Source organism: Clostridioides sp. ZZV15-6383 (genome assembly GCF_020657735.1).
In the GTDB taxonomy this organism is placed as follows: Bacteria; Bacillota; Clostridia; order Peptostreptococcales; family Peptostreptococcaceae; genus Clostridioides; species Clostridioides difficile_D.
Map to the genome: position 1 here is coordinate 1 of NZ_JAGWCV010000052.1, position 23,603 is coordinate 23,603.

The 23,603-nt window shown below is 29.1% G+C and carries 28 protein-coding genes; 7 read left to right on the forward strand and 21 right to left on the reverse strand.

Going from position 1 to position 23,603, the window contains the following annotated elements:
• Positions 1-5: 5 nt before the first annotated feature.
• Positions 6-83, forward strand: coding sequence for an IS3 family transposase (locus KGF42_RS20540; protein ID WP_227826039.1), 78 nt, complete (start codon positions 6-8; stop codon positions 81-83).
• Between the two features lie 145 nt (positions 84-228).
• Here the strand turns inward: KGF42_RS20540 and KGF42_RS15350 are convergent, their stop codons facing one another.
• The 20 genes from KGF42_RS15350 to KGF42_RS15445 form a co-directional block, all read right to left on the reverse strand.
• The gene (locus tag KGF42_RS15350) at positions 229-702 is read right to left on the reverse strand and encodes a cupin domain-containing protein (RefSeq protein ID WP_227822629.1); all 474 of its coding nucleotides are present in this window, start codon (positions 700-702) and stop codon (positions 229-231) included.
• 1 nt (position 703) lies between these two features.
• Entirely contained in the window at positions 704-1,795 is a 1,092-nt protein-coding gene (gene eutH / locus KGF42_RS15355) for an ethanolamine utilization protein EutH (RefSeq protein WP_054273894.1), read from the reverse strand.
• Between the two features lie 11 nt (positions 1,796-1,806).
• Positions 1,807-2,358, reverse strand: a complete 552-nt coding sequence (locus KGF42_RS15360) for a BMC domain-containing protein (RefSeq protein ID WP_227826621.1) — start codon at positions 2,356-2,358, stop codon at positions 1,807-1,809.
• Complete coding sequence (locus KGF42_RS15365) at positions 2,351-2,623, reverse strand: EutN/CcmL family microcompartment protein (protein ID WP_003428697.1); 273 nt, start codon at positions 2,621-2,623, stop codon at positions 2,351-2,353. Before KGF42_RS15365 ends, KGF42_RS15360 begins: the two co-directional genes overlap by 8 nt.
• Before the next feature lie 12 nt (positions 2,624-2,635).
• Positions 2,636-3,361 carry a TIGR02536 family ethanolamine utilization protein gene (locus tag KGF42_RS15370; protein WP_227826622.1) on the reverse strand — a complete coding sequence of 242 codons (726 nt, stop codon included), beginning with the start codon at positions 3,359-3,361 and terminating at the stop codon, positions 2,636-2,638.
• Between the two features lie 41 nt (positions 3,362-3,402).
• Positions 3,403-4,032, reverse strand: a complete 630-nt coding sequence (gene eutD, locus KGF42_RS15375) for an ethanolamine utilization phosphate acetyltransferase EutD (protein WP_227826623.1) — start codon at positions 4,030-4,032, stop codon at positions 3,403-3,405.
• Between the two features lie 12 nt (positions 4,033-4,044).
• Positions 4,045-4,806: a cobalamin adenosyltransferase gene (locus KGF42_RS15380; RefSeq protein ID WP_227826624.1), complete on the reverse strand. Its 762-nt coding sequence runs from the start codon at positions 4,804-4,806 to the stop codon at positions 4,045-4,047.
• 125 nt (positions 4,807-4,931) lie between these two features.
• Positions 4,932-5,219, reverse strand: coding sequence for an ethanolamine utilization microcompartment protein EutM (gene eutM / locus KGF42_RS15385; protein ID WP_003423991.1), 288 nt, complete (start codon positions 5,217-5,219; stop codon positions 4,932-4,934).
• Positions 5,220-5,305: 86 nt separating this feature from the next.
• Positions 5,306-6,775 (reverse strand): acetaldehyde dehydrogenase (acetylating), encoded by a 1,470-nt coding sequence (locus KGF42_RS15390; protein ID WP_227826625.1) that lies wholly within the window; start codon positions 6,773-6,775, stop codon positions 5,306-5,308.
• Positions 6,776-6,777: 2 nt separating this feature from the next.
• Positions 6,778-7,482: a BMC domain-containing protein gene (locus KGF42_RS20095; RefSeq protein ID WP_285891582.1), complete on the reverse strand. Its 705-nt coding sequence runs from the start codon at positions 7,480-7,482 to the stop codon at positions 6,778-6,780.
• 9 nt (positions 7,483-7,491) lie between these two features.
• A complete protein-coding gene (gene eutL / locus KGF42_RS15400) occupies positions 7,492-8,145 on the reverse strand; it encodes an ethanolamine utilization microcompartment protein EutL (protein WP_003423987.1) in 654 nt (217 codons plus the stop codon).
• A 19-nt stretch (positions 8,146-8,164) separates the two neighbouring features.
• On the reverse strand, positions 8,165-9,046 hold the full coding sequence (gene eutC, locus KGF42_RS15405) for an ethanolamine ammonia-lyase subunit EutC (protein WP_227822622.1): 882 nt from the start codon (positions 9,044-9,046) through the stop codon (positions 8,165-8,167).
• 12 nt (positions 9,047-9,058) lie between these two features.
• On the reverse strand, positions 9,059-10,423 hold the full coding sequence (locus tag KGF42_RS15410; RefSeq protein WP_054273885.1) for an ethanolamine ammonia-lyase subunit EutB: 1,365 nt from the start codon (positions 10,421-10,423) through the stop codon (positions 9,059-9,061).
• Between the two features lie 17 nt (positions 10,424-10,440).
• Complete coding sequence (gene eutA / locus KGF42_RS15415; RefSeq protein ID WP_227822621.1) at positions 10,441-11,874, reverse strand: ethanolamine ammonia-lyase reactivating factor EutA; 1,434 nt, start codon at positions 11,872-11,874, stop codon at positions 10,441-10,443.
• 183 nt (positions 11,875-12,057) lie between these two features.
• Entirely contained in the window at positions 12,058-13,467 is a 1,410-nt protein-coding gene (locus KGF42_RS15420; RefSeq protein WP_227822620.1) for a histidine kinase N-terminal domain-containing protein, read from the reverse strand.
• Positions 13,460-14,035 carry a response regulator gene (locus KGF42_RS15425; RefSeq protein WP_227826626.1) on the reverse strand — a complete coding sequence of 192 codons (576 nt, stop codon included), beginning with the start codon at positions 14,033-14,035 and terminating at the stop codon, positions 13,460-13,462. The genes KGF42_RS15420 and KGF42_RS15425 overlap by 8 nt, the downstream gene beginning before the upstream one ends.
• Positions 14,036-14,136: 101 nt before the next feature.
• Complete coding sequence (locus KGF42_RS15430) at positions 14,137-14,586, reverse strand: EutP/PduV family microcompartment system protein (protein ID WP_107594265.1); 450 nt, start codon at positions 14,584-14,586, stop codon at positions 14,137-14,139.
• 7 nt (positions 14,587-14,593) lie between these two features.
• A complete protein-coding gene (gene eutS, locus KGF42_RS15435; RefSeq protein WP_003423973.1) occupies positions 14,594-14,944 on the reverse strand; it encodes an ethanolamine utilization microcompartment protein EutS in 351 nt (116 codons plus the stop codon).
• A gap of 240 nt (positions 14,945-15,184) precedes the next feature.
• Positions 15,185-16,315 carry a 1-propanol dehydrogenase PduQ gene (locus KGF42_RS15440; RefSeq protein ID WP_227826627.1) on the reverse strand — a complete coding sequence of 377 codons (1,131 nt, stop codon included), beginning with the start codon at positions 16,313-16,315 and terminating at the stop codon, positions 15,185-15,187.
• Positions 16,316-16,473: 158 nt separating this feature from the next.
• On the reverse strand, positions 16,474-16,650 hold the full coding sequence (locus KGF42_RS15445) for a hypothetical protein (RefSeq protein ID WP_227822617.1): 177 nt from the start codon (positions 16,648-16,650) through the stop codon (positions 16,474-16,476).
• Between the two features lie 324 nt (positions 16,651-16,974).
• On the opposite strand from KGF42_RS15445, the gene KGF42_RS15450 reads away from it, so the two are divergent.
• Positions 16,975-18,573, forward strand: coding sequence for a recombinase family protein (locus tag KGF42_RS15450; RefSeq protein ID WP_227826628.1), 1,599 nt, complete (start codon positions 16,975-16,977; stop codon positions 18,571-18,573).
• A 194-nt stretch (positions 18,574-18,767) separates the two neighbouring features.
• Entirely contained in the window at positions 18,768-19,568 is an 801-nt protein-coding gene (locus tag KGF42_RS15455; RefSeq protein ID WP_227823407.1) for an ABC transporter permease, read from the forward strand.
• A gap of 406 nt (positions 19,569-19,974) precedes the next feature.
• On the opposite strand, the gene KGF42_RS15460 is transcribed toward KGF42_RS15455, so the two are convergent.
• Positions 19,975-20,511, reverse strand: a complete 537-nt coding sequence (locus tag KGF42_RS15460; RefSeq protein WP_227823406.1) for a signal peptidase II — start codon at positions 20,509-20,511, stop codon at positions 19,975-19,977.
• Between the two features lie 601 nt (positions 20,512-21,112).
• Between KGF42_RS15460 and KGF42_RS19925 the strand changes: the two genes are divergently transcribed.
• The 4 genes from KGF42_RS19925 to KGF42_RS15475 all read left to right on the forward strand — a co-directional run bounded on the left by KGF42_RS19925 (position 21,113) and on the right by KGF42_RS15475 (position 23,337).
• Entirely contained in the window at positions 21,113-21,247 is a 135-nt protein-coding gene (locus KGF42_RS19925) for a hypothetical protein (protein ID WP_255643637.1), read from the forward strand.
• A 219-nt stretch (positions 21,248-21,466) separates the two neighbouring features.
• A complete protein-coding gene (locus KGF42_RS15465; RefSeq protein ID WP_227823405.1) occupies positions 21,467-21,904 on the forward strand; it encodes a deoxycytidylate deaminase in 438 nt (145 codons plus the stop codon).
• A gap of 138 nt (positions 21,905-22,042) precedes the next feature.
• Positions 22,043-22,831 (forward strand): N-acetylmuramoyl-L-alanine amidase, encoded by a 789-nt coding sequence (locus KGF42_RS15470; protein WP_227826629.1) that lies wholly within the window; start codon positions 22,043-22,045, stop codon positions 22,829-22,831.
• Positions 22,832-22,878: 47 nt separating this feature from the next.
• Positions 22,879-23,337, forward strand: coding sequence for a hypothetical protein (locus KGF42_RS15475; protein WP_227823403.1), 459 nt, complete (start codon positions 22,879-22,881; stop codon positions 23,335-23,337).
• Positions 23,338-23,603: the final 266 nt, after the last annotated feature.

Here is a 23,603-nt window from a genome sequence, read left to right on the forward strand (position 1 = left end):
ATTATATTTATTTTTATAATAATGAAAGAATACAATTAAAAAACGGAATGAGTCCGATTGAATATCGAACTCATTCCGAGTAAAGATAGCCTTTTTTAAGTCTGTCTACTTGACAGGGACATATCCATTGAATTCATAGCCTAATTAAATATGTGAAATATGTGTTTAATTAAGAGTTTGTATTTTAAACTATTTATTTGATTATTATTAACTTAATTTGGGTTCTTGTTAATTTTGAGATGCCCAATCTGCTGGATATGTTACATATATAAATCTAGCATAATCAGGTACAGAAAATTGTATCTTGCTTCCTTTTGGTATAAATATTAACTCACCTGAAGAAGCAGAAACCTTTCTTCCACCTATCATTATATCTAAAGTTCCATCTATTATATAATCTATTTCATCATAGTTTAGAGTCCAGTCAAAAGTTGTTTCCTTCATCTCCATCATACCACAACCTAATCTTGGGCTTTCCTCTAATGTAAATAAATCTTTTGTGTAAACTACATCACTTGGGTTTCCTGTATCTAATCTATCAGATTCACTAACCTTTACAGTTGGTAATTTTATAGAAGTTATTCCACTAGCATCTTTATTTCTAACAAAATCTACAGTATCTTTAGTTCCATTTATTTTTTCTTCTATTATTTGTCTTACTAATGTTTCAATTAAGTTTTTATCTATATTTGTTATATCCATCTTATACATTCTCCTTTTTTAGTGTCTTATTTGCTATAACCATAGCTAATAAGACTGCTGTTATACCACCAATTAATTTAGCAACTATCATTGGTGTTATCATATTAGCATTAAATCCTGCTGTAAATCCTAAGTGGTCTCCAAATACGAATGCTGCTGATACAGAGAATGCTACATTTATTATCTTTCCTCTATTGTCCATATCTTTCATCATACCAAACATTGGTATACAGTTAGCCAAACTTGCAACAAGCCCTGCTGCTGATACATCATTCATCCCAAGAATTTTTCCTAAAGCCATTAATGGTTTATTAAATACCTTTGTTATAACAAATACTAATGGGAATGCTCCTGCTAAAACTATTGCTATATCTCCAACTATTTCTATACCTTCACCTATTGGCTTCATTCCAGGTATTATAACTATTCCAGTTAAAGCTTCAACTATTGAAGCAGCAAGTCCTAAAGTTATAACTATTACTACACCTTTTCCAAAGTATGTGAATCCTTTTATCATAGCATTTTCAAATTTCAATAATCCAAGTGCTATAACTACTGCAAATATTATTATTGGTATTAAGTTTCTAAGAACCATCATTACCTCAAACCCTGCAACTAATCCACCAACAAATGCTCCAATAGGTATTGTTATTATACCTGCAAGTATTCCTGTTGCTAAGAATTTTTGGTCTTCTTTTTCAATTATTCCAAGTGCAACTGGTATTATAAACACTATTGTAGGTCCCATCATAGCACCTACTATTAATCCACCAAACAATCCAGCATTAGGGTCTTTTGCAAGCTCAAGTGCAAGTGGTGCACCTCCCATATCATTAGCTAACAAACTTCCAGCAAACATAGCTGGGTCAGCTCCAAGTATATCAAATACTGGTACTACAATTGGTCTTAATACATCAGCAAGTACTGGTGCTAGGCATATAACACCGACCATTGCAACTGCAAGTGAACCCATTGCCATTATACCTTCTTCAAACTGTTCTCCAAGACCAAATTTGTTACCTATACATTTATCTATAGCTCCAAGTACCATAAAGACTACCATTACATAGATTATAATTTCGTTTATACTCATAGTTCCCCCCATTATTTTATTAGACTTTTTATTATTTGACTGTCTACTGATGGTATTACAGTCTTATATATTACTTCTTTTTTTCTTACTACATTTTCACTTTCTTTTAATGCATATTCTAAACTACTTAAATCTCCTGCTACTATATATACTAATTTTCCGCCTATAGCAAAAGATAATTGAAGTTTTACTAATATTAAATCGCCTGATTTTAAAGTCTTATCAAGCATTTTTATTCCAGCACATACTTTGCTACTTTCAACAACGCCTATAGAGACTATATTATCCAACTTTTGATACTTATTTTTAAATCCATCTAATATTTCTTGCGAAATTACATTTATCACAAAATTATCTACAATATATCCTTCTCCAAGTTTTATTCCGTAGTCTACACATTCATTTACATAAGAAGTTTCTCCACCTACTATTATTAAAAATTTACCTGGACAAATACTTTTTAAGTACAATACATCAACTGAAGATTTTTTTATCATTTCGTTAGATACTTCTATACCTTTAGCAATACTTTTAAATTCTATAGCTCCTATACTTTTATTCATCAAACACCTCAAATGAATCGACTACTCCAACTATAGTTGCATCTACTGGAACATGAGCTTTTTCAATCGATTCTCTAGCTGAGGAACCTTTGGATATAAGAACTAAGTCTCCATTTCCTGCTCCTGCATTATCGGCTGCAACCATGAAGCCTTCCTTGTATGTGTCTTTAGTTTTTAAAATTTTTACAACTAAAAGTTTTTGACCACATAATTTTTCATCTTTTCTTGTAGCCCAAACATTACCTACAACTTTTCCTATATCCATAAAATTACCTCCTTACACTTTCTTTAGTTTGAGATGGTGTATTCTCATAAAATCTACAGCCAATGGCGTTATTATACTTTTTTTATTAACTAGTATGTTTTTAACTCCATTTATAGTTGGTTTTCTTAAGTCAGCTTCTGATATAAGTTTTTTATTTCTTAAATCTAAACTAAATTCGGTATCTATCTTTATACTTTCTACATTATTTAGACTTTCCATATCTTTATTTAAAGCTTTTGTATTTTCTTTTTTAGAATCTATAGAACTTGATACTTCACTTTTTATGCTTAACTTATTTTTAGTTATAGTATTTAAGTCTTTTATAATTTCCACACCAAATTTACATATTTCATCTTCAAAGTACATAAATTTCTTATATAACGCTTTTGGTGCAGTATCTTTATATTTTTTATATTCAATTCCTTCATCTAGGACATATACATTTTTGCCCTTCATAATCATTTTTAGTATAAATCTTTCTTCCTCACTTGTTGAATTTCCAAGTGCTAGATTTGATAATCCCCTCATACAAAGTCTTGAAACTATCACTATTTCACATTCTTTTATACTTTTATCAAATTCTACTATTTCAAATTCATCTTTTAATAAGTTAAATTTATTGTTGTCTTGTTCAAATACAATCACAGCCTTAGGTTTATTAGATATTTTTAGTTCATTACTATTTATTTTTTTATAGATTTCTTCCATTATTAAATCTACAAGGTTATCATAATTCATATTAAATCCTCCCTAGAGGTAATCTATATAGTAGGTTAAATTTATGCTTTCTTTATTATTTTAGCAACAGTTCCTTTTGAATAGCCACATGCATTGGCTTCATCATAATCTATGTGCATGTAAGTTTTAAAGCTGTCACTAACTCTTATTACTACATCATCAAATGTTAAAGGTCTCTGACCCATCACCTTAGCTTCAACTATTTCTTTATCACATACATTGAATTTTTCAGCATCCTTAGGAGTCATGTGTATATGTCTTTTAGCAACCATTAACCCCTTATCAAGTTCAACTTCACCATGTTGTGTTGATATTTTAATACTTAAAGTACCTTCTAAGTCTCCGCTTTGTTTTATAGGAGCTTTTAATCCAAGAGTTGAACCATCTGTTAAAGATATTTCTACTTGAGTTTCATTTCTACATGGACCAAGTACAACTACATTTTTTATACTTCCTTTAGGACCAGTTATTGTGACTCTTTCCGTACAAGCATATTGACCTGGTTGAGATAAGTCTTTTAATTTTGTAAGAGTATATCCCTTACCAAATAATTTATCTACATCTTCTCTACTTAAGTGAACGTGTCTTCCTGATGCCTCAACTTCTATGAATGCTTCTTTTTTAACTCTATTTATTACTTCTTCTACTATTTCATTTAATAGACTCTCCATTGTGTCCTCCAACTACTTATACTTATTAGTTCTAACTTTATATATCATTATCCAAAATGCTGACGATAATCTATTAAGTGCCTTTATTAAATCTTCTCTTTGAACATTTCCGTACTCACCTTTAAATGCTTCGTAAGCTGCAAGTTCAACCTCTCGTGTATTACTTCTTATACTATTTATAGCTACTACTACTTCACCCATTTCATAACTTGGGAACTCATGTCCTATACCAAAGTATTTTTTAGGATAGTGAGATTGTTCTCTAAGTTCTTGTGGAGTCAACCCTAAAAGTTTAAAGTCTTCTAGTTTTTCTTCTAAAACCTCACATCTCATCATATTTCTTACAAAGTCTAATACCTCTTGTAATTCCTTAACAAGCTTTGGTATACCTAGTTTTTGGCAAAGAATCTGTGCTTTTAGTATTTCTGATTCAAGAGAATCTATTTTACCTCTTAGTATTATTCTTTTATGGTCTTTAAAAACCAAAAGATTTCCATTTAATTGAGTCATATGTTCTGGTTTTTCATCCAATTTAGCACCAAATACAGTAGTATATTTATATGTTTTCTCTTTAACTACTTCTTTTATAACTTCTTTGGGTTCATTATTTATATCTGAAAGCTTATCAATATATTTGAGTTCAATACTTCTCTCAGTTAAATAAGATTTTGCAGAAGGAGTTATTATTTGTCCTTTTTCTATATAAAATTCAGTTATATTGCCTTTGTTTTTTCCTATTTTTCTTTTTATTTCGTTTTCTGTTAAAACACCCATTTTATCACATCTCCTATTAGATGTATAAAAAAGACTACCTCAAAATACATTGAGTTTATTAGTAAGACTCATTTTTGAGATAGCCTCTTTTTAATCAAAATTTAAATTTTAAAACTACTTTTATATTACTCAGCTGATACTTTTGGTAATATAGCATCTACTTCAAAGTGTGGTCTTGGTATAACATGAACTGATATTAGTTCTCCAACTCTTTCAGCAGCTGCAGCTCCAGCATCTGTAGCAGCTTTAACAGCCCCAACATCTCCTCTTACCATTACAGTAACTAATCCTCCACCTACTTGCTCTTTTCCTACTAATTGTACATTTGCAGCTTTAACCATTGCATCTGCTGCTTCTATTGCTCCTACTAATCCTTTAGTTTCTATCATTCCTAATGCGTTTGCACTTGCCATAATCTTATCCTCCAAAAATTTAATTTTATAGTTTTATAGTTTATATTTTTAGAAATTTATAGTTATAAATTTCATTTTTATTTTAGTTATGCTAGTTCTTTAACTAATCTTTGAACAAGAAGATTTATTAATTCTTCTTTATCCATTGAGTCAAACATTGACTTTTCAACTTTAGATGTATCTTTTCCAAGTTCTTCTATTTCTTTGATTCCATAAGCTACTCTTTTAACATTTATTAAATCAAGTGGTCCTATATTGTTTGAAGTTGAACTTCCACCTATTGCACCACAACCAAGTGTTAGTGCTGGTACAAGGTTTGTTGATGCACCTATTCCTCCAAGTGCTGAAGGAGTATTCACAAGTATTCTTGATACTGGCATGTTAAGAGCAAATCTCTTTACCAACTCTTCATCATTTGCATGCATTGAGAAGGTATGACCTGCACCTTCATTTAGTAATATTTCTCTACATCTACTCATAATAGCCTCTACATTTTCCTCAACATAGAACGCTAGTATTGGTGTAAGTTTTTCTCTTGAATAGGCTACATTATGACCAACTTTATTTTCTTTTGCAACGAGAACTTTTGTATTTTTAGGTACATTTGTTAAATCTGCTAAATTTGCTATTACTTCAACACTCTTACCAACTATTTGTGGATTCATAGTACCATTAGCTCTTAATATGAATTTTGCCAATCTTTCACTTTCCTCTTCATTTAAAACATATGCACCTTGATTTTTAAGTTCTTTTAACACAGTTTCTTCCATAGATTTTTCTACTACTATAGATTGTTCTGATGCACATATAACACCATTATCAAAAGTTTTAGAATCTATTATTCTTTTGATTGCTAACTTAACATTGGCTGATTTATCTATAAACGCTGGTCCATTTCCAGGTCCAACTCCTATAGCTGGTGTTCCTGAAGAGTAAGCAGCTCTAACCATTGCTTCTCCTCCAGTTGCTAATATTAAGTTTGTATCTTTATGTTTCATTAATTCATTCGTTCCAACTATACTTGGATTAGTTATACATAATATTGAATCTTCTGGAGCTCCAGCTTTTATAGCTGCTTCACTTATTATATTAACTGTTTCAAGTATGCATTTTTTTGCATTTGGATGTGGAGAGAAAACTATCGTATTTCCTGCCTTTAGAGATATTATAGTTTTGTATATTACTGTTGATGTTGGATTTGTTGAAGGTATAAGACCTGCCACAACTCCAACTGGTGTAGCTATATCTATTGTATCTGCTTCTTTATCTTCACCAATTATTCCAATAGTTTTTGTGTTCTTTAAAGTTTCATAAACTCCCATAGATGCAAAAGTATTTTTAATTACTTTATCTTCCCATTTTCCAAATCCAGTTTCTTCATTTGCCATTTTAGCTAATTTAGTAGCATTATTAAATGCTGCATCTGCAACAGCTTTTACTATTTTATCTATTTGCTCTTGGCTCATTTTAGAAAGTTTCTCTTGAGCCACTTTAGCTCTTTTTACAAGAGTTCTGACTTCTTGTATAGATACTAAATCTTTATCTAAAAGTGTCATAACTATCTATCCCCTCTGCTAAGCTTTTTAACTAAGTTTATCAATTCTTCTTTTTTAAGAACATTTAAATCTTTATAAGTTATTGAAGAGTCTAATTTCTTAGCCATAGCTTTAAGTTTTTTCACGCTATTCTTTGATAAGTCATCTCTATCAAAATCATAATTTTCTATTTTAACTTGTTCCAATACGTCTTTATCAATATTAGTATTTTCTATTTTTTCCTCATTGACTTCTGTTAAACTATCATCCACTGTTTCAATTTCTTTGTTAATTTTATCTATATCACTATATAATTTTTCAATATTTTCACTGTTCTCAGTGACATCTAAAATTACATTATCTTTTTTTGATAAATTTTTCGATACATTATCAGTTATTTCCAATGTAATCTCAACGTTTTTCTCTTTATCTTCTGAAACTTCACAGACTTTAGGTTCTTTAGTTTTGAATAAAGCATCTGTTACTTCACTATGGATTCTTGGTATAATATGTGATGCTCTTAATGTACCAACTCTAGAAGCTACAATTTTACCTGCTTCTAGAGCAGATTTTACAGCACCAACATCTCCACATATTGTTAAAGTAACAATACCTGCTCCAACCTTATCAATTTTTACAATATTAACATTTGCAGATTTCAAACAAGCATCAGAAGCTTCTATTGCAGCAACATATCCTATTACTTCTATTAAGCCTATAGCATCCATCTAACTATCCTAGAATCCTGTTGGATTGTCTGCAACTGATTTTACTGCTTCTGCAAATGCATCACATGCTGCTTTACAAGCCGATTGAGAACCTGTAAGTAATGCTCCACCAAAGTTTGTTTCAGTTGGAGGTGCAAATAATTCACACATCTTAACATCTGCTGCTTTCATTGCTGCATCTAGAGCATACATTGCTTCAAGTGGTGGTGCTACTAAATAAGCTAATGCCTCACCTTCTCTTATTCCTGCCACCTCTGAAAGATATGTACCTGTTCTTGATACGCAGTGAGCATAATATGCTATTGAATCATCATCATTTGCACTTATAAAAGTTGCTCCATATTCTAGAAAATCAACTACTGCATTTAGACCGCTTCTTACTTCTGCTGGACTTGGTCCTGCTATTATTCCTAATACTTCTCCAGCAAGCTTTGTTGAAGCATTTGCAGCACCTGCATACATTGATTTTGCATACACAACATCAACTTCTGAAGCTTTAGTTGCTTCATCAAGAGCTGTGTACGTAACATCATCACAGTCTGCAGTTATTAAACCTAAACTTTTGTGATGTGATTTTAGTTCTAGTTTTTGTGCCATTTCTGGACTTATATTTGAAATTATCTTAATTCCTAATATATTAGGACGAATTACATCGTTTTTCATATTCTACACTCCCTCGACTTTATTTAAGGTCTATTCCTGAAGCTTTTTTATCTAACATAGTTTTTATAAGTTCAGCTATATGAGCACCTGCTTCAACTGCAGTTGTTCCACCTTTGTGAATGTTTGATATAACTGTTCTCTTTGCTTCTGCCATTCCTATGTATGGCTTGTACGCTATATATGCTGACATTGATTCAGCAGTAACTAATCCTGGTCTTTCTCCAACCAACATACATATAACTTCACAACCTAATTCTTCACCTAAATGGTCCATAGCACCAACTCTACAATGTTTAACAAATAAAATTTCACTTGAGTCTATACCATACATTTTTAGACCTTGTTTTATAGCTGGTACACAGTCTTTTAAGTTTGCTTCTATAGCAGCTGAACTAAGTCCATCTCCCACTAATATTAAAACTTTTTGATTTGTACCAAATTTAGATTTTATACTACTTATAGTTTCTGGAGAAAATTTTCTTCCCAAATCTGGTCTTGTTAAGTATTCATCTTTATCTTTACATAAAGTTTCTACTGCAAACATATCATTTTCTTTTATAAATTCATCATCTACATAAGAGAATACAGCGTCTTGTGCAGCAGCATGGTCTGCTCTAAATCTTAAAACTGTTTCTGTTTTATATCTAGTACCAGCTCTTCCTATGCCTAATCTTGCAGGTGTTTTTGCTTTCATATCTAAATAAGCCTCTGCGTCCTTAGGATTTTTTACTAGTAATTGCTTTCTTATATCAACTTCCGTTATATCATCTATACAAGCATTGTTGTCTATTACAACTTCAGTTGCCTTCTTAACAGTTTCAGATACAACATTAGTATCTAATTCCCCAACCATTTCTCCAACTAACTGTTCTACTAATGCTTTTAAATCCTTTTCATTCATACTAAATACCTCCTATCCTAATAATACAGATGCGTCTCCCGCTAACTCTGTTAACTTACCATCTTTAGAGAATCCCATCTTTTCCATCCAAGCATCAAATTCTTTTATTGCTGTCAATCCAAACATTTCTCTAAGCGATGCTGTTTCATGGTATCCTGTTGTTTGATAGTTAAGCATAACATCATCTCCATGAGGTATTCCCATAAAGTACGTACATCCTGCTGTTGTTAATAGTATAGCTAAGTTTTCCATATCATTTTGGTCAGCCTTCATATGGTTAGTGTAACAAACATCAACACCCATTGGTAATCCATGTAGTTTACCCATAAAATGGTCTTCAAGTCCTGCTCTTACAACTTCTCTAGCATCATATAAGTACTCAGGCCCTATAAATCCAACAACTGTATTTACTAAGAATGGTTCATACTTTTTAGCAAATCCATAGCATCTAGCTTCCATAGTAACCTGGTCTATTCCATGATGTGCTTCTGAAGATAATTCTGAACCTTGTCCAGTTTCAAAATACATGACATTAGGTCCTGTAGCTGTACCATGTTTTAAAGCTAACTGTCTAGCTTCTTCTATGGTATCTCCATTAAATCCAAAGGCTTCATTTCCTTTTTCAGAACCTGCTATAGATTGGAATATTAAATCTGCAGGAGCACCATTTCTTATTGCTTCCATTTGTGTAGTAACGTGTGCTAATACACATGTTTGAGTTGGTATTTGATATTTTTGCTTTACTTCTTCAAATCTCTTTAATACTTTAGTAACACTTTCAACAGAGTCATCAACTGGGTTTAATCCAAGTACTGCATCTCCTATACCAAAAGTTAAACCTTCAAGAAGCGATGCAAGTATTCCATCTGGGTCATCTGTTGGATGATTAGGTTGAAGTCTTGCTGATAACGTTCCTTGTTCTCCTATAGTTGTATTACAGTGAGCAGTAACCTTTATCTTTTTAGCTGCATAAACTAAGTCCATATTTGACATTAATTTTGCAACTGCTGCTATCATTTCAGAAGTTAATCCTCTTGATATTCTTCTTATATCAAGGCTTCTAGTATTTGAATCTAATATCCACTCTCTAAGTTCAGATACTGTCCAGTCTTTTATTTCTTCATAAACTTTTTCATTTACAGCATCTTGTATTATTCTTGTTACTTCATCTTCCTCATATGCTACTGCAGGATTATTTCTTATATCCTCTAGCTTTATGTGTGATAAAACAACTTTTGCTGCTATTCTTTCTTCAGCTGATTCTGCTGCAAGACCTGCTAATTTATCTCCTGATTTTTCTTCATTAGCTTTAGCCATTACATCATATAAGCCTTTAAACTGATAAGTACGTCCAAATAATTTTGTCTTTAAAATCATTTACTTACCTCCTTCTATTAATTAAAAACTAATGTTTTTATTACCACAGGTAAAACTTTACCTTCGACTATAGGTTTTCCAATGTCGATATAATCTCCATTTTCAACCTTAACACTGTCTATACAAACAATTTCTTTTTTATAATTTAATAATGCATATATTGCTTGACCTAATACTTTTGCCATATCATTTTCAACGATTACTATAAAAGGTAAATCATTTTCAATGATTTGTTGCATTCCATCTACAAACCCTTTAGCATACTCTTGTATATCTGAAAAGGTTGGATTTTTCTTACCTATCATGGCTATAGCAACTTTCTGTAAATCATTTTCTAATTTAAACCAGTTGAGTTTGTTTTTTATAGCCTCACTGATTTGTTTTGAAGTACCTACTTCTTCATCAATTGATAATTTTAAGACTGGCAAATTCTTAATTGGAAACTTTTCGCTAGTATAAGTTATTGTACTTCCACTTACTTCAGTAGTATGAGAACCTGCTCCAACTACTGTGGCTCTTATTGTTTCCATAGATTGAACCACATTTACTTTTTTAAGGTATTCGCAATTTTTTATTGCTTGCCCAAGTAAAATTCCCAAGTCACCATATTCAAAATAATCCTTTATTTCTCCATCGTAGTAAATATAATCAGCTACTCCACCAGAGAATGAAACATTCTTAATACTTTCATCTACACTTATTGATTTATTGGTTATTATAAAATCAAATAAAGGTGTCTGTTTTTTTAATCCTATACTTTCCATTAATAAGTCAACCATCATATCAACTATTGGTTTTGTGTTTTCTATTGTAGCTACAGTTCCTACTTGAAGGTTTAAATTATTATCTTTTATGATTTTATCTATTTTAGGTGATATATAAGTTATTTTTTTACTTATTTTATCTATCTTTATGAGTCTTCCACCTATATCCAAACACCCAGTATCGGTTACTTCTCCCCTTTTAAATGAAGCTATATTACTAGTTCCCCCACCTATGTCTATATTTACAATTGTAGTTGAATGTTCTTTTGAATAAATATGAGCTCCAGCTCCTTTTCCTGATATTATGCTTTCTAAATCAGGTCCTGCTGTTGCAACAACAAAGTCTCCAGCAAATCCACTTAAAGTATGAAGCACATCATTTGCATTTTCTTTTCTAGCTGTTTCACCAGTGATTATTACTGCTCCTGTATGTATATCCACTTTAGATATATTTGCTTTTTTATATTCATTTTCAACTATATCTTTTATCTGTTGACCATTTATTTCATTATTTGAAATAAGAGGAGTGAAATAAACTTTACTTTTATAAATAATTTCTTTGTCTACTATACTTATTCTAGGTACCGAAAAATTTGATTCAGTATTTTCCACTATTAATTTAGAAAAAATTAACTGAGTGGTACTTGTTCCAATGTCAATACCAACACTTAATAACTCTTCTCTCATTTTCTCACCTCCTAAAATTTAAGTATGTCTTAAACAAGCAAAGAGGCTTAAAGTTATAATAAATATATGTTAAATTGAATATATACTTATAATTTTTATAAATACATTCAACTAACTTAATCTATTAATAACCTTAAGCCTCTTTGCTCAATTAAAACTACTACTTTGTAGATGAGTTATTATTTAAATATTAATTTGTGTAGGTATAGTAATTAATACTTCTGTACCATTCTTACTACTTTTTCTATTTATACTTCCTTTTAACATTTGAGTTATATAACTATCTATTATATATGTCCCTAAACTATTTTTATTTATATTATCACTATCAAATCCAACTCCATCATCTATAATAGCGATATTTCTTGAATCATTATCTTTATTTATTAATATTTGTATATTACCATGTTCTCTATCAATAAAAGCATGGTCATAACAGTTTTGTAGTATTTCATTTATAACCAAAAGTATTGCGGTTGCTTTTTCTCCACTAATTTTAAAATCTTCACCTGTTATACGTATATCTATATCCTTACTAAACAAATACCCACCTTGAATATTTGACACTAATAAATTGATACCTTCTCGTATAGATATATTATTATCCACTTCCTTAGATAATAAATAATGAGTCGAAAGTATTGCAAATACTCTATTTATTATATTATCCAAACACTGCTTGACTTCATCATTTTGAGATAATCTACTTTGTTTTTTTATTATAGATATTACTGTATGAAGATTATTTTTCACCCTATGATGAGCTTCTCTTATAGCTACTGTTTTTAAAACTAATTCTTCTTCTTTTCGCTTTAAATCACTTATATCTTGTACTATTTTACAAACCTTAAACTCATCATCTTTGATGTATATGGTCTTTATTTTGAAAAACATATTACCTATTGAAACTTCATTTGTTTCATCATAATTTTCATCCATTAATATATCTTCAAATACTTTAGTTTCTATATACAAGTCGTTATAATGCATATCTTGTATATCACATTCAAATCCAAGATTTTTATATATTTCAGTTGCAATACGATTTTTAATTTTTAATTTCCCATTTTTATCAAATATGAGTATAGCTGAATTTAAATTATCAACTAAAAAATCATTATTTCCTATCAATTTTATAAACTGATGTAAATTTTTATTTTCTTCATCTTCATTAGTGTTAAACTCATTCTTAACTTCACTACTTATATCTTTTTCAACTATTAATACTGCTAAAACTTTGTCATCTAATGTTATTGGCTGAATATTTTGCTTAACCAGTTTATATTCTTGTGTTAAAGCTTTTATATCTCTTACTCTTTCTCCTGTTTTTAAGCACTTTATAACTCCTGGTTCATTTTCAAGTAGAGCCTTTTTGCCTATAACATTTTCACAGTACACTGACTTTTCTTTAGGTCTACTATGTGCCACAACAATTGCTTCATCATCAATTTTACTTAATACATCTATAAAAACATCAGCCTCATAAAAGGAAGCCATTAAATCTAAGGATTTTGATACCTCTATAATTTTTTCAATTTCATTATTATTTAAGTATGTTTGTGTAGTTGCTATCTTTTTTATCGTATTAGTCATCGTATCCTATTATAATCATCTTGGCAATTTCCATCATTGTAGTTCTTTTATCCATACTTAATTTTCTTATTCTAGTGTATGCTTCATCCTCAGAAATTTTAAACTCTCTTATAAGTATACCTTTTGCTCTTTCTACTAATTTTCTTTCATTCAATTTAGAATTTACCTTTTCTAAATCCTTTTTCATTCTTTCAAATTCATTTACTTTATTTAGACACATTTCTATAGTTGGTATAAGTGATTTTTCGCTTGCTGTCTTTATTAAGTATCCATAAGCACCTATACTTTTGGCCTTTTCTACGTATTCTTTATCCTCAAATGAAGTTAATAAAAGTACTCCACCTGCTAGATTTTCTTTACATATTATTTTACCTGCCTTTATACCATCAAGTATTGGCATTTCTATATCCATTATAACTAAATCAGGTTTATGTTTTTTACACATTTCAACAGCTTCAAATCCATCACTTGCTTCTCCTATTATTTCATAGCCATGACTTTCTAGTATATCCTTTGTATCCATCCTTAACAGTGGTTCATCATCAACCAATAGTATTTTTTTCCCCATGTTCCTACCTCACTTAAAGATTAAATCTTTTTAGAATAGTTTATATATTTTTTTATTTTATCATACTTTTATCATAATTTTGAGTAAAAAAATATTTCCCCTTAAATTTCATCTATATTTTTAGATTTTTCTAGATATTTAAATAGTTTTTCAAGCCCTATATCATCAACTGTGTCTATTTTAAAGATTTGACTTGCTCCTGCTAGTGATAGTCTTTCATAAGCTAGATTAACCTCGTCTTCAGTAGCTTTATTTATTTTAGTTATAATCCCTATTACATCTTTGCAAAACATACTTGCAAATCCTGGTGCTATATAATTTTCTTCTTGTGTAGCATCATACACTATTGCTATAATTTTAGCATCTGCTGATGTTGTTATTAAGGCATTGTATAGGCTTCTATTCTCCATATATTCACCTGGAGTATCTATTGCATTATTATAAAGTTCTACTGACTGAGTTTTTTTATATTTCAATTCTAATTGGTCTAGTTTTTGACATAAAGTAGTTTTACCACTACCTGTCTTTCCCATAAATATTATATTCTTCATTGTATTATTATGTCCTTGTTATTTTTGTAGATGAGAAGTTTAACATATTTCCTAAAACTTCTAAAACATCGTTTAATGCTGATTCTACAGAACTTACATCACCTGATATTACTACAGAACCACTAAATCTATCTATAAAACCTAAAGATACATTTGAAGCTTTTGTAGCAACATCTGCTGCTATTATTGATGCTTCACTTGGTGTTATTGTAAGTATTCCTATTGCATCTTTTTTATCAAGCACTAATCCTAGTTTCTTATATATATCTTCATTAGGATTAGCTATTATATGTGCTAATGTAACCTGTTTTCCAGGAACATATTCTTGAATAACTCTTTGCTTAGATTCTTCAGTCAAATTTATTCCCTGCTTTCTTTAAATATAGTTTACTAAAAAATTATTTGTTTAAAATAAAAAGAGCTCCATAAGAATAATATTAATATTCCTAAGAAGCTCCGTTGCTTTCTACTAAAGTATCACGCCTTTGTGATACTTTCATTATAGTTTTCTGTTTTATATTTGTCAATATATAATTTATATTTTTAAAAACATTTTCCCTACTTGTATAATATTATGTTTACATGTAATAAAATGTAGTTATTTAATATTATTTAATATGTTTATTATATCATCTTCAGTTGGTACTTTGGGATTAGTTAGTGTACAAGTATCTCTTATAGCAAGTTTTGCTATTTCTCTTTCCTCATTAGTTACATCTTCTAAACTTAATTTGCACTGTGTCAGTTTGGTTGGCATATTCATTTCTTTTTGTAGTTTTTTTATTTCATTTACTAAATTTCTAACAGCTATTCTTATATTACCATTCCCAAGCCCTACTAATTCTGCTATTTGTGCATATTTCTTAGCTGTATCAGAGTAAGTTGTGTTAGTATATCCTACTATTGATGCATTATATTCTATTACATGAGGAAGCAATATAGAGTTTGTTCTTCCATGTGGTATATGGAATTTTCCACCTAGTACATGTGCTATAGAATGATTTATACCAAGTGATGCTTGATTAAATGCTATACCTGCTAAACAAGATGCATTGTGCATTTTTTCTCTAGCTTCTATATCATTTCCATCTTTATATGCTTTTATTAAGTATTTAAACACTAACTTTATGGCTTTTTCAGCTAGTGCATCTGAAAAGTCATTAGAATTTGTAGATACGTAAGCTTCTATAGCATGTGTTAATACATCCATACCTGTATCTGCTGTTATGAAGTTTGGTACAGTTTTTACAAGTTCTGGGTCTAGTATTGCCATGTCTGGAAGTAAATCATCACTTACTAATGGATACTTACATTTCTTTTGACTGTCTGTTATTACAGCAAATGATGTTACTTCTGAACCTGTTCCACTCGTTGTTGGTATTGCTATAAACTCTACTTCATTAGATTTTAATATTTTTTTAGAAAAATCCATTATAGATTTTGCAGCATCTATTGCAGAACCTCCACCTAATGCTATTATTATATCTGGGTTTGTAGATTTAAATGCTTCTATTCCCGCTACTACTACTTCTATTGGTGGGTCTGGTACTATGTCTTCAAAAACTTGATATGTTGTATTTATTAAGTTAGATGTTATTTTATCTATTGTTTTTGATTTAACCATAAATGGGTCTGTTATTATTAGTACTTTTTTGTTTTTTAATTCTTGTAGAGCTTTCAGTGAGCCTTCTCCAAATTTAATTCTAGTTTTAATCTCAAAGTTATTCAAATTTCTATCCTCCTTAAGTTAAATACGCAAAAAAGCTCCATAGACTTTATCTATGGAGCTCCATTGCTCTTTTAACACTTCATTGTGCTATATTTAAAAATATACTATTTGATTAATATAATGTCAAGTCAATAGTATATAAAATCAATAATCAAAGCTTATCTATCAGATTTACTTACATTTAATTCTTTTTCTAAAGTAATAAATGCTTTATCTAAGACTTCTTTAGGATATTTTTTACCTATTATATTTACAAACCAACTAGCTTTAGCTATTTCTATTCCATTAAGTTTAGCTTCATCTTTAGGAAAAATCTCTACAACCTTGATTTCCATATGCAAGCCCCCTACAAATTCTTGTTATAACTATTAGTTTCAAAAAATCATCCTTTAAAATATTTAGATTTTAGCTTTGTCATAGTAACTTATGCCTTTATATTAATTTATGAAATTAGAGATTTGTCCTGATACAACTAAGCATCAAAATTTATTATTGATTTAAAATTTGAATAGTAAAGAAATAAAATAAATAGTCATATATTATAAAAAGTAGAATTATATAAATTTACCTAATTAATAAATTCATTCTAATAAGTTTACTTGAAAGGCTGTATACAAATAATTTCAAATATATATCCTAATTTATAGGAGGTTTTAATTTTGAAAGCTGCAATTTATTCAAGAAAATCAAGATTTACTGGAAAAGGTGACTCTATAGAAAATCAAATACAATTATGTATGGATTATACAAAATCTATTGGTATAAAAGATTTTTTGATATATGAAGATGAGGGTTTTAGTGGCAGTAATATAGATAGGCCACAATTTAAGAAAATGATGCAGGATGCTAAAGATAAGAAATTCAATTATCTGGTTTGCTATAGATTAGATAGAATATCGAGAAATGTATCTGACTTCTCTACTTTAATAGAAAAATTAAATGAACTAAACATATCATTTATCTCTATTAAAGAACAATTTGATACTTCAACTCCAATGGGAAGAGCTATGATGTTTATATCAAGTGTATTTGCTCAACTAGAAAGAGAAACAATAGCAGAACGTATAAAAGATAATATGTATGAATTAGCTCGTAGTGGTAGATGGCTTGGAGGCAATACACCTCATGGATTTAACAGTGAAAAAATCACATTCTTAGATGAAAATCTAAAAGAAAGAAGTATGTATAAGCTTCAAGTAAATAACGAACAAATGGAGGTTGTAAAGTTAATATACAATAAATACTTAGAACTTAGGTCATTATCCAAGTTATATAAATATGTTTATCATAATGGAATAAGAGGTTCTCGAGGTGGTAAATTTGACCCGAGTTCTTTATCTAGAATACTTAGAAATCCAGCATATGTAAAAGCTAATGATGAAGTTTTAGAGTATCTTAGAAACAATGGTATGGATGTTATAGGTACTTCAGATAGAAAATGTGGAATCCTTACCTATGCTAAAAATACATCTGATTCAATAGCCGCAATTGCAAAACACCATGGAGTCATAGAACCTGAAATATGGCTTGAAGTACAAAGTCAGCTAGATAAAAATCGTGATAAGACACCAAGAATAGCAACTGGCAAAACTGCTCTTTTATCTGGACTTATAAAATGTGGTAAGTGTGGTGCTAATATGAGAATTACCTATAAGGGTAAAAAAACTGATAAAGATTTAAAATATTATTATGTTTGTGGTACTAAAAAAACACTTGGTGCTGATACTTGTAACTGCAAAAACCTTAATGGACAATTAGTTGAAAGCTTAGTTATAGATAAAATTAAGAATTGTAAAGTGGAATCTATCATAAGTGAATTTAATAGTAATAACATTAAGAATGGTAATATTTTTAATGTTTTAAAATCTGAGACTAATTTACTTAAAAATCAAATTTTAGATAAGGAAAAACTTATTAAAAATTTAGTTATAGAACTTGCAAAAAATACTGGTAGCACTGCTTCTGATTATATAGTTTCTCAAATTGAGAGCTTAAATAGTGAGATTAGTATTTTAAAGAATAAGATTAATACTTTGGAATCTAGCAATGTCAATATTACTAGTGACAATATTAATCTTGATATTATTACTAATAATCTGAAGAGATTTAATGATGAAGTTGATAATGCCAGTTTAGATGATAAGAGATTATTATTATCTACTATTATTAATAGTATCGTTTGGGATAGCAGTTTAGGAAATCTTAATATTATTTATATGGGTGCTAAAATGGATGATTCTGTTTTATTGAGCGATTAGTTGCACTTTTTTAGTTATAGTAGAAGCAATAAGCATATCAGATAAGGTTGCAATATTATCTAAAAGACCAGCTACCATAAAAAATATTTATGATATTGAACTTAATATGGATGGAACAAAAACGCCTCTCAAAACACGTAAAGTTCCTGATTTTCAAAAGTATTTCGACATATTATGGAAGGAGCTAGATACACATGAGGCTTAATAAAAGATCTGAAGGATATATAAACTATGTGAAAGGTGTAAAAAGAGAAAAAAGAAATGTACTATTCTACCAACTATTAATTCTAATTGGTTTTATTGTAGTATGGGAGCTTTTAGCTGACTTAAATGTTATAAATACATTCCTATTTAGCAAACCAAGTGATATTTACAATTTATTTATTCAATATGCATCTAGTGGTCAATTATTTAAACATATTGGAATATCTGTATATGAAACTGTCCTTGGTCTTGTTATAGGGACTGTTTTAGGTATCTTGGTAGCAATTGCTCTTTGGTGGTCAGAAAAATTATCAAAAATATTAGATCCATTTTTAGTAGTTTTAAATGCTCTTCCTAAGACTGCTTTAGCTCCTATAATTATAGTTTGGGTAGGTGCTGGAATAGAAGGAATCGTCGTAACAGCTGTAACTATTTCTGTTGTTGTTACTATACTTTCAGCTTACAATTATTTTATGAATATAGATGAAGAAAAGATTAAGATGTTAAAGAGTTTTGGAGCTAGTAAATCTCAAATATTATTTAAACTTATATTACCTGCAAACACAGGAAATCTAATAAATTTAACTAAGATTAATATTGGTATGGCATGGGTAGGCGTAATCGTTGGAGAATTTTTAGTTTCAAGATATGGAATAGGATACCTAATAGTATATGGCTCTCAAGTATTTAAATTAGATTTAGTAATGATGGGAGTATTTGTATTGGCTATCTGTGCTTGGGCAATGTACGCTATAGTTAATATTATAGAAAAAATATACAATTCCAGATAGATAAAAATTTTATTTAGAATATTTTATGTTTCAGTGATTATAATAAAAAATGATTTCTTTTCAGTAATCATTTTTTTAAATTAAAACAAATAGTAAATTTCTGATTATCTTCTTATAACTCATCATGTTGCCAGCATAGCTCTATTTTATGGGCTTTGCTGGCTTTTTATTGAATCCAATTATACATAATGCTTAAATGCAGTCATTTCTTTATTACCTATGCTTAAATTTCTATAAAAGAAAAGACATCCAACTTTTTAATCAAAGTTAACTGTTTCAATATTTAATTTTCATTTTTTTGTGCTCCATTTGTTAGATAACAGAGACTCAATGAGTGAGTTTAGCCCAACAGCTGAAGTGAGCCAGCCATTTGCTGTGGTTAAATAGTTTACCTTGAAACTTGGATTTATCTTCTAAACTGACAATAGCAAAAATATATGTATTCTTTCATTGATATTTCTCTGTTATGCAAAATTCCTATGATAACAAATATTATTTCTGCAACAGTAAGATAGCAGTCCTTTAAGTCGAAAATAAAAAAGCTTGGTATCTGTAAAAAATCTAAACTTCCTCCCCAAAATACTTTATCTATCAAGCTACATATTGCCCCAGCAAGCCCACAAGACATAATTACTTTTACTGAATAGCTTGTTTGTTCATTTTTTGATTTGTAAAAAGCATATCCAGATATAATAACGAGGATAACTAAAATGTTAAACAATACCAGTACCCATAAATTAGATAGAATACCAATAAAATTTCCACCATAAGAAAGATTTGTATTTTGAACAGGATTAAATCTTAAAAATTTACCAATTATATCAAATTCAAAGTCCATTAAGAATAATCCTATAAGAGCTTTGCTAATTTGGTCTAAGAATGTCAAGACTATAACTGGAAAAACAAAAGACTTTACTTGTCTGATATTAACACCTCCTTGCAAAAGTCATTCACTTTTTCCTTCCTTAGTGTTGTTAAACCCCCCGAAAGGAATTTCGATTTATTGATTCCACATCAATAATTATAACATGGATAAATTATCAAGTCATTTCTTTTCTGATTTCGCAGATAATACTTATTTCCATGTAATTTATCAAGGGTATCTTATATAATTTCTTCTGAAATAGGTTCTTAACAAACCATGCTCCAGTAAATAGGGTTCTTTCATTTATTATAATATCCTTGTAAATTTTTTCTCCTAAATATCTTAAAACTCTGTATTTATTGAGATAATCTTGATTTCTATACTCTTTTTAGTATTAAAAAGAGATATGTCTAATAATTAAAACTGTAGAAATATTTATAAAGGCATAAGACAAATTTACCTATAATTTTTAGTGTTTAGATTCTAAAAAAATAAAAATAATTATAATTGGGTTCATAATTTTAAAACTTATTGAATATAATTATATGTCGGTTAAAGACGTATGAAAATAAAAGGAATTTATGAGTTATGTGTTGTATAAATATTGTATATGCAGCATGTAATAAGTCTTAGCACTATTTATATTCTATACAAAAAGATATTTGAAGGGAGATTAAAAATGGGAATATTAGAAGGAGCTGCAATGATAAGAGAAATTGCAATTAAAATAGCTAAAGAAAAAGGTATTACAGAACAAAAGGCATGGCCTGAAGCTATAAAAGAATTTAAAGAAAAATATGAACTTGTATTATAAACTTTGACTGTAAAACTGTCTCTATTTTATTGAGACAGTTTTTTATATTGTGATATTTCATATTATAAAGAAATATATATAAAATTTTAGCTTCCTTGTAACTTTTATTTGAAATAAAAATAATATTAATAAACTTTATTTGTCATATAAATTTGTTTTTAATATCATTTTTAAGGTATAAACCTTATATATTAGATATAAATTATGGAGGTATATGATTTGGATAAAAAACTTGAAAATAGATGCTCATGGCAAGAATATTTTATGAGGTTGTGTGAAACAGTAGCTGAAAGAGGAACTTGTGATAGAGCTTATGTAGGAGCTATAATTGTCAATTCAGAAAATAGAATAGTGTCTACTGGATATAATGGTAGTATTTCTGGAGATAAGCATTGTAGTGAAGCTGGTCATGAAATGAGAGAAGGACATTGTATTAGAACTATTCATGCTGAACAAAATGCCCTTTATTATTGTGCAAAAGAAGGTATTTCAGTTAAAGATTGCTCTATTTATGTAACTCATTTTCCTTGTTTAAATTGTACTAAGGCTATAATTCAATCTGGAATTAAACACATATATTATAGAACTGGATATAGAATTGATGAATATGCTATAAAATTGTTGAAATCAAGTAATGTCTTATACACAAAATTATAAATTTAATATTTCTTGTTTAATATTCTATAATTTTACAATATGCCTTATAATAGAAGTATAAGATATAAAAAGAAACAAAATTCTGAATTATGCATATATTAAATAGAAGTTAAATTTAATTGTAAAGGAGATGTTAATTTGAAAGTAGTAATAATACCAGGACACACTTTAACTGGAAAAGGTACAGGAGCTGTTGGGTATATAAACGAAAGCAAAGAAACAAGAATACTTAATGACTTAATTGTTAAATGGCTTAAAATAGGAGGGGCTAGTGTTTATACAGGAAGAGTTGATGAATCAAGTAATCATTTAGCAGACCAGTGTGCTATAGCAAATAAATATGAAACTGATTTGGCTGTTCAGATTCATTTTAATTCAAATGTTACAACTTCAACTCCAGTAGGTACAGAAACAATATATAAAACTAATAATGGAAAAACATATGCAGAAAAAGTGAATACTAGGTTAGCTACAGTATTCAAAAATAGAGGTGCAAAGTCTGATGTTAGGGGTCTTTATTGGCTTAATCATACCATTGCACCAGCAATATTAATAGAAGTATGTTTTGTAGATAGTAAAGCCGATACAGATTATTATGTTAACAATAAAGATAAAGTTGCTAAATTGATAGCAGAAGGTATATTAAACAAATCTATATCAAATTCTCAGGAAGGAGGGAGAGATAAAATGTACGAAAATGTAATAGTTTATACAGGCGATGCTGACAAAGTGGCTGCTCAGATTTTATATTGGCAATTAAAAGATTCTTTAATAGTTGAAGCATCTAGCTATAAGCAAGGTTTAGGTAAAAAGGTTTATGTTGTAGGCGGAGAAGCTAATAAACTTGTAAAAGGTGATGTAGTAATAAATGGTGCTGATAGATATGAAACTGTTAAATTAGCATTAAAACAAATAGATAAGTTATAAAATTATGATTATTTTATAAAAAATCAATAAGTTAGGACAAAGAAAAAATGATAAGAACAAAAGTTGTAGAGCTAATAGCAACAGTATGCAGAGAAAACAAACCACATAAATGGGTTGATGAAAATTATACTCCTTATGATAGAAGTGGTAAAGTTGAATTAATGTCAATAGAAGATTTAAATGAATTAATATCAAGCAGTGGAAAAGCAGATTTACTTTATAGCAGTAAGTTACAAAAGCTTCTAAACGAGATTTATATAAATGAAAGTAGAGCATCTTATATGTCTGGTTGTGGATTATTTTGGAATTCGTATTGGGATGTACTTGAAGAAAAATTTGAAGAATGGTTATATAATTCTTATATCTTTTTTGATGAAGATGATGACTATTTAGAAGGAATGGAAGATTTTGAGTTTGAATGTAAAGATGTTCTTATGGATGTAATTGAAACAACAAGCATAGATATATATATTCAAATGATAAAGAGGAATATTACCAATAATTAAAAACACATAATATCAAATTAAACGAGACTGTAAATCAATTTGTGCTTTTAAAGATAATTTCTACTTTATAGCAACAATTATTTATTTACTATTAATATTTCCCAATATATGAATTTTATTCTAATAAATTGTAAAAAACATATACTGGGATATTTCTAAATATTTTTGTAAACCATATATATTATGGCAAATTTTTAGAATGTAATTTTTTAAAATTATATTCTATTATCAAAGAATATAGATAACTGATTATATATACTATCCCA

Bases quoted from the DNA above. Each gene is read 5' to 3' on its own strand.
- eutC (WP_227822622.1), bottom strand. From the start codon at position 9,046: ATGAATGAAAAGGATTTAAAAGCATTAGTAGAACAGTTAGTTGGAGAA.
- KGF42_RS15380 (WP_227826624.1), bottom strand. From the start codon at position 4,806: ATGGGTGTTTTAACAGAAAACGAAATAAAAAGAAAAATAGGAAAAAAC.
- KGF42_RS20095 (WP_285891582.1), bottom strand. From the start codon at position 7,482: ATGGATGCTATAGGCTTAATAGAAGTAATAGGATATGTTGCTGCAATA.
- eutL (WP_003423987.1), bottom strand. From the start codon at position 8,145: ATGAAAAACGATGTAATTCGTCCTAATATATTAGGAATTAAGATAATT.
- KGF42_RS15370 (WP_227826622.1), bottom strand. From the start codon at position 3,361: ATGAATTATGATAACCTTGTAGATTTAATAATGGAAGAAATCTATAAA.
- KGF42_RS15410 (WP_054273885.1), bottom strand. From the start codon at position 10,423: ATGATTTTAAAGACAAAATTATTTGGACGTACTTATCAGTTTAAAGGC.
- KGF42_RS15365 (WP_003428697.1), bottom strand. From the start codon at position 2,623: ATGGATATAGGAAAAGTTGTAGGTAATGTTTGGGCTACAAGAAAAGAT.
- KGF42_RS15425 (WP_227826626.1), bottom strand. From the start codon at position 14,035: ATGGGGAAAAAAATACTATTGGTTGATGATGAACCACTGTTAAGGATG.
- KGF42_RS15390 (WP_227826625.1), bottom strand. From the start codon at position 6,775: ATGACACTTTTAGATAAAGATTTAGTATCTATACAAGAAGTCAGAACT.
- KGF42_RS15455 (WP_227823407.1), top strand. From the start codon at position 18,768: ATGAGGCTTAATAAAAGATCTGAAGGATATATAAACTATGTGAAAGGT.
- KGF42_RS15475 (WP_227823403.1), top strand. From the start codon at position 22,879: ATGATAAGAACAAAAGTTGTAGAGCTAATAGCAACAGTATGCAGAGAA.
- eutA (WP_227822621.1), bottom strand. From the start codon at position 11,874: ATGAGAGAAGAGTTATTAAGTGTTGGTATTGACATTGGAACAAGTACC.
- KGF42_RS15445 (WP_227822617.1), bottom strand. From the start codon at position 16,650: ATGGAAATCAAGGTTGTAGAGATTTTTCCTAAAGATGAAGCTAAACTT.
- eutH (WP_054273894.1), bottom strand. From the start codon at position 1,795: ATGAGTATAAACGAAATTATAATCTATGTAATGGTAGTCTTTATGGTA.
- KGF42_RS15430 (WP_107594265.1), bottom strand. From the start codon at position 14,586: ATGAAGAATATAATATTTATGGGAAAGACAGGTAGTGGTAAAACTACT.
- eutD (WP_227826623.1), bottom strand. From the start codon at position 4,032: ATGGAGAGTCTATTAAATGAAATAGTAGAAGAAGTAATAAATAGAGTT.
- eutM (WP_003423991.1), bottom strand. From the start codon at position 5,219: ATGGCAAGTGCAAACGCATTAGGAATGATAGAAACTAAAGGATTAGTA.
- KGF42_RS15420 (WP_227822620.1), bottom strand. From the start codon at position 13,467: ATGACTAATACGATAAAAAAGATAGCAACTACACAAACATACTTAAAT.
- KGF42_RS15360 (WP_227826621.1), bottom strand. From the start codon at position 2,358: ATGAATAAAAGTATAGGAGCTATAGAATTTAAAAGTATTGCTAAAGGT.
- KGF42_RS15350 (WP_227822629.1), bottom strand. From the start codon at position 702: ATGGATATAACAAATATAGATAAAAACTTAATTGAAACATTAGTAAGA.
- KGF42_RS19925 (WP_255643637.1), top strand. From the start codon at position 21,113: ATGGGAATATTAGAAGGAGCTGCAATGATAAGAGAAATTGCAATTAAA.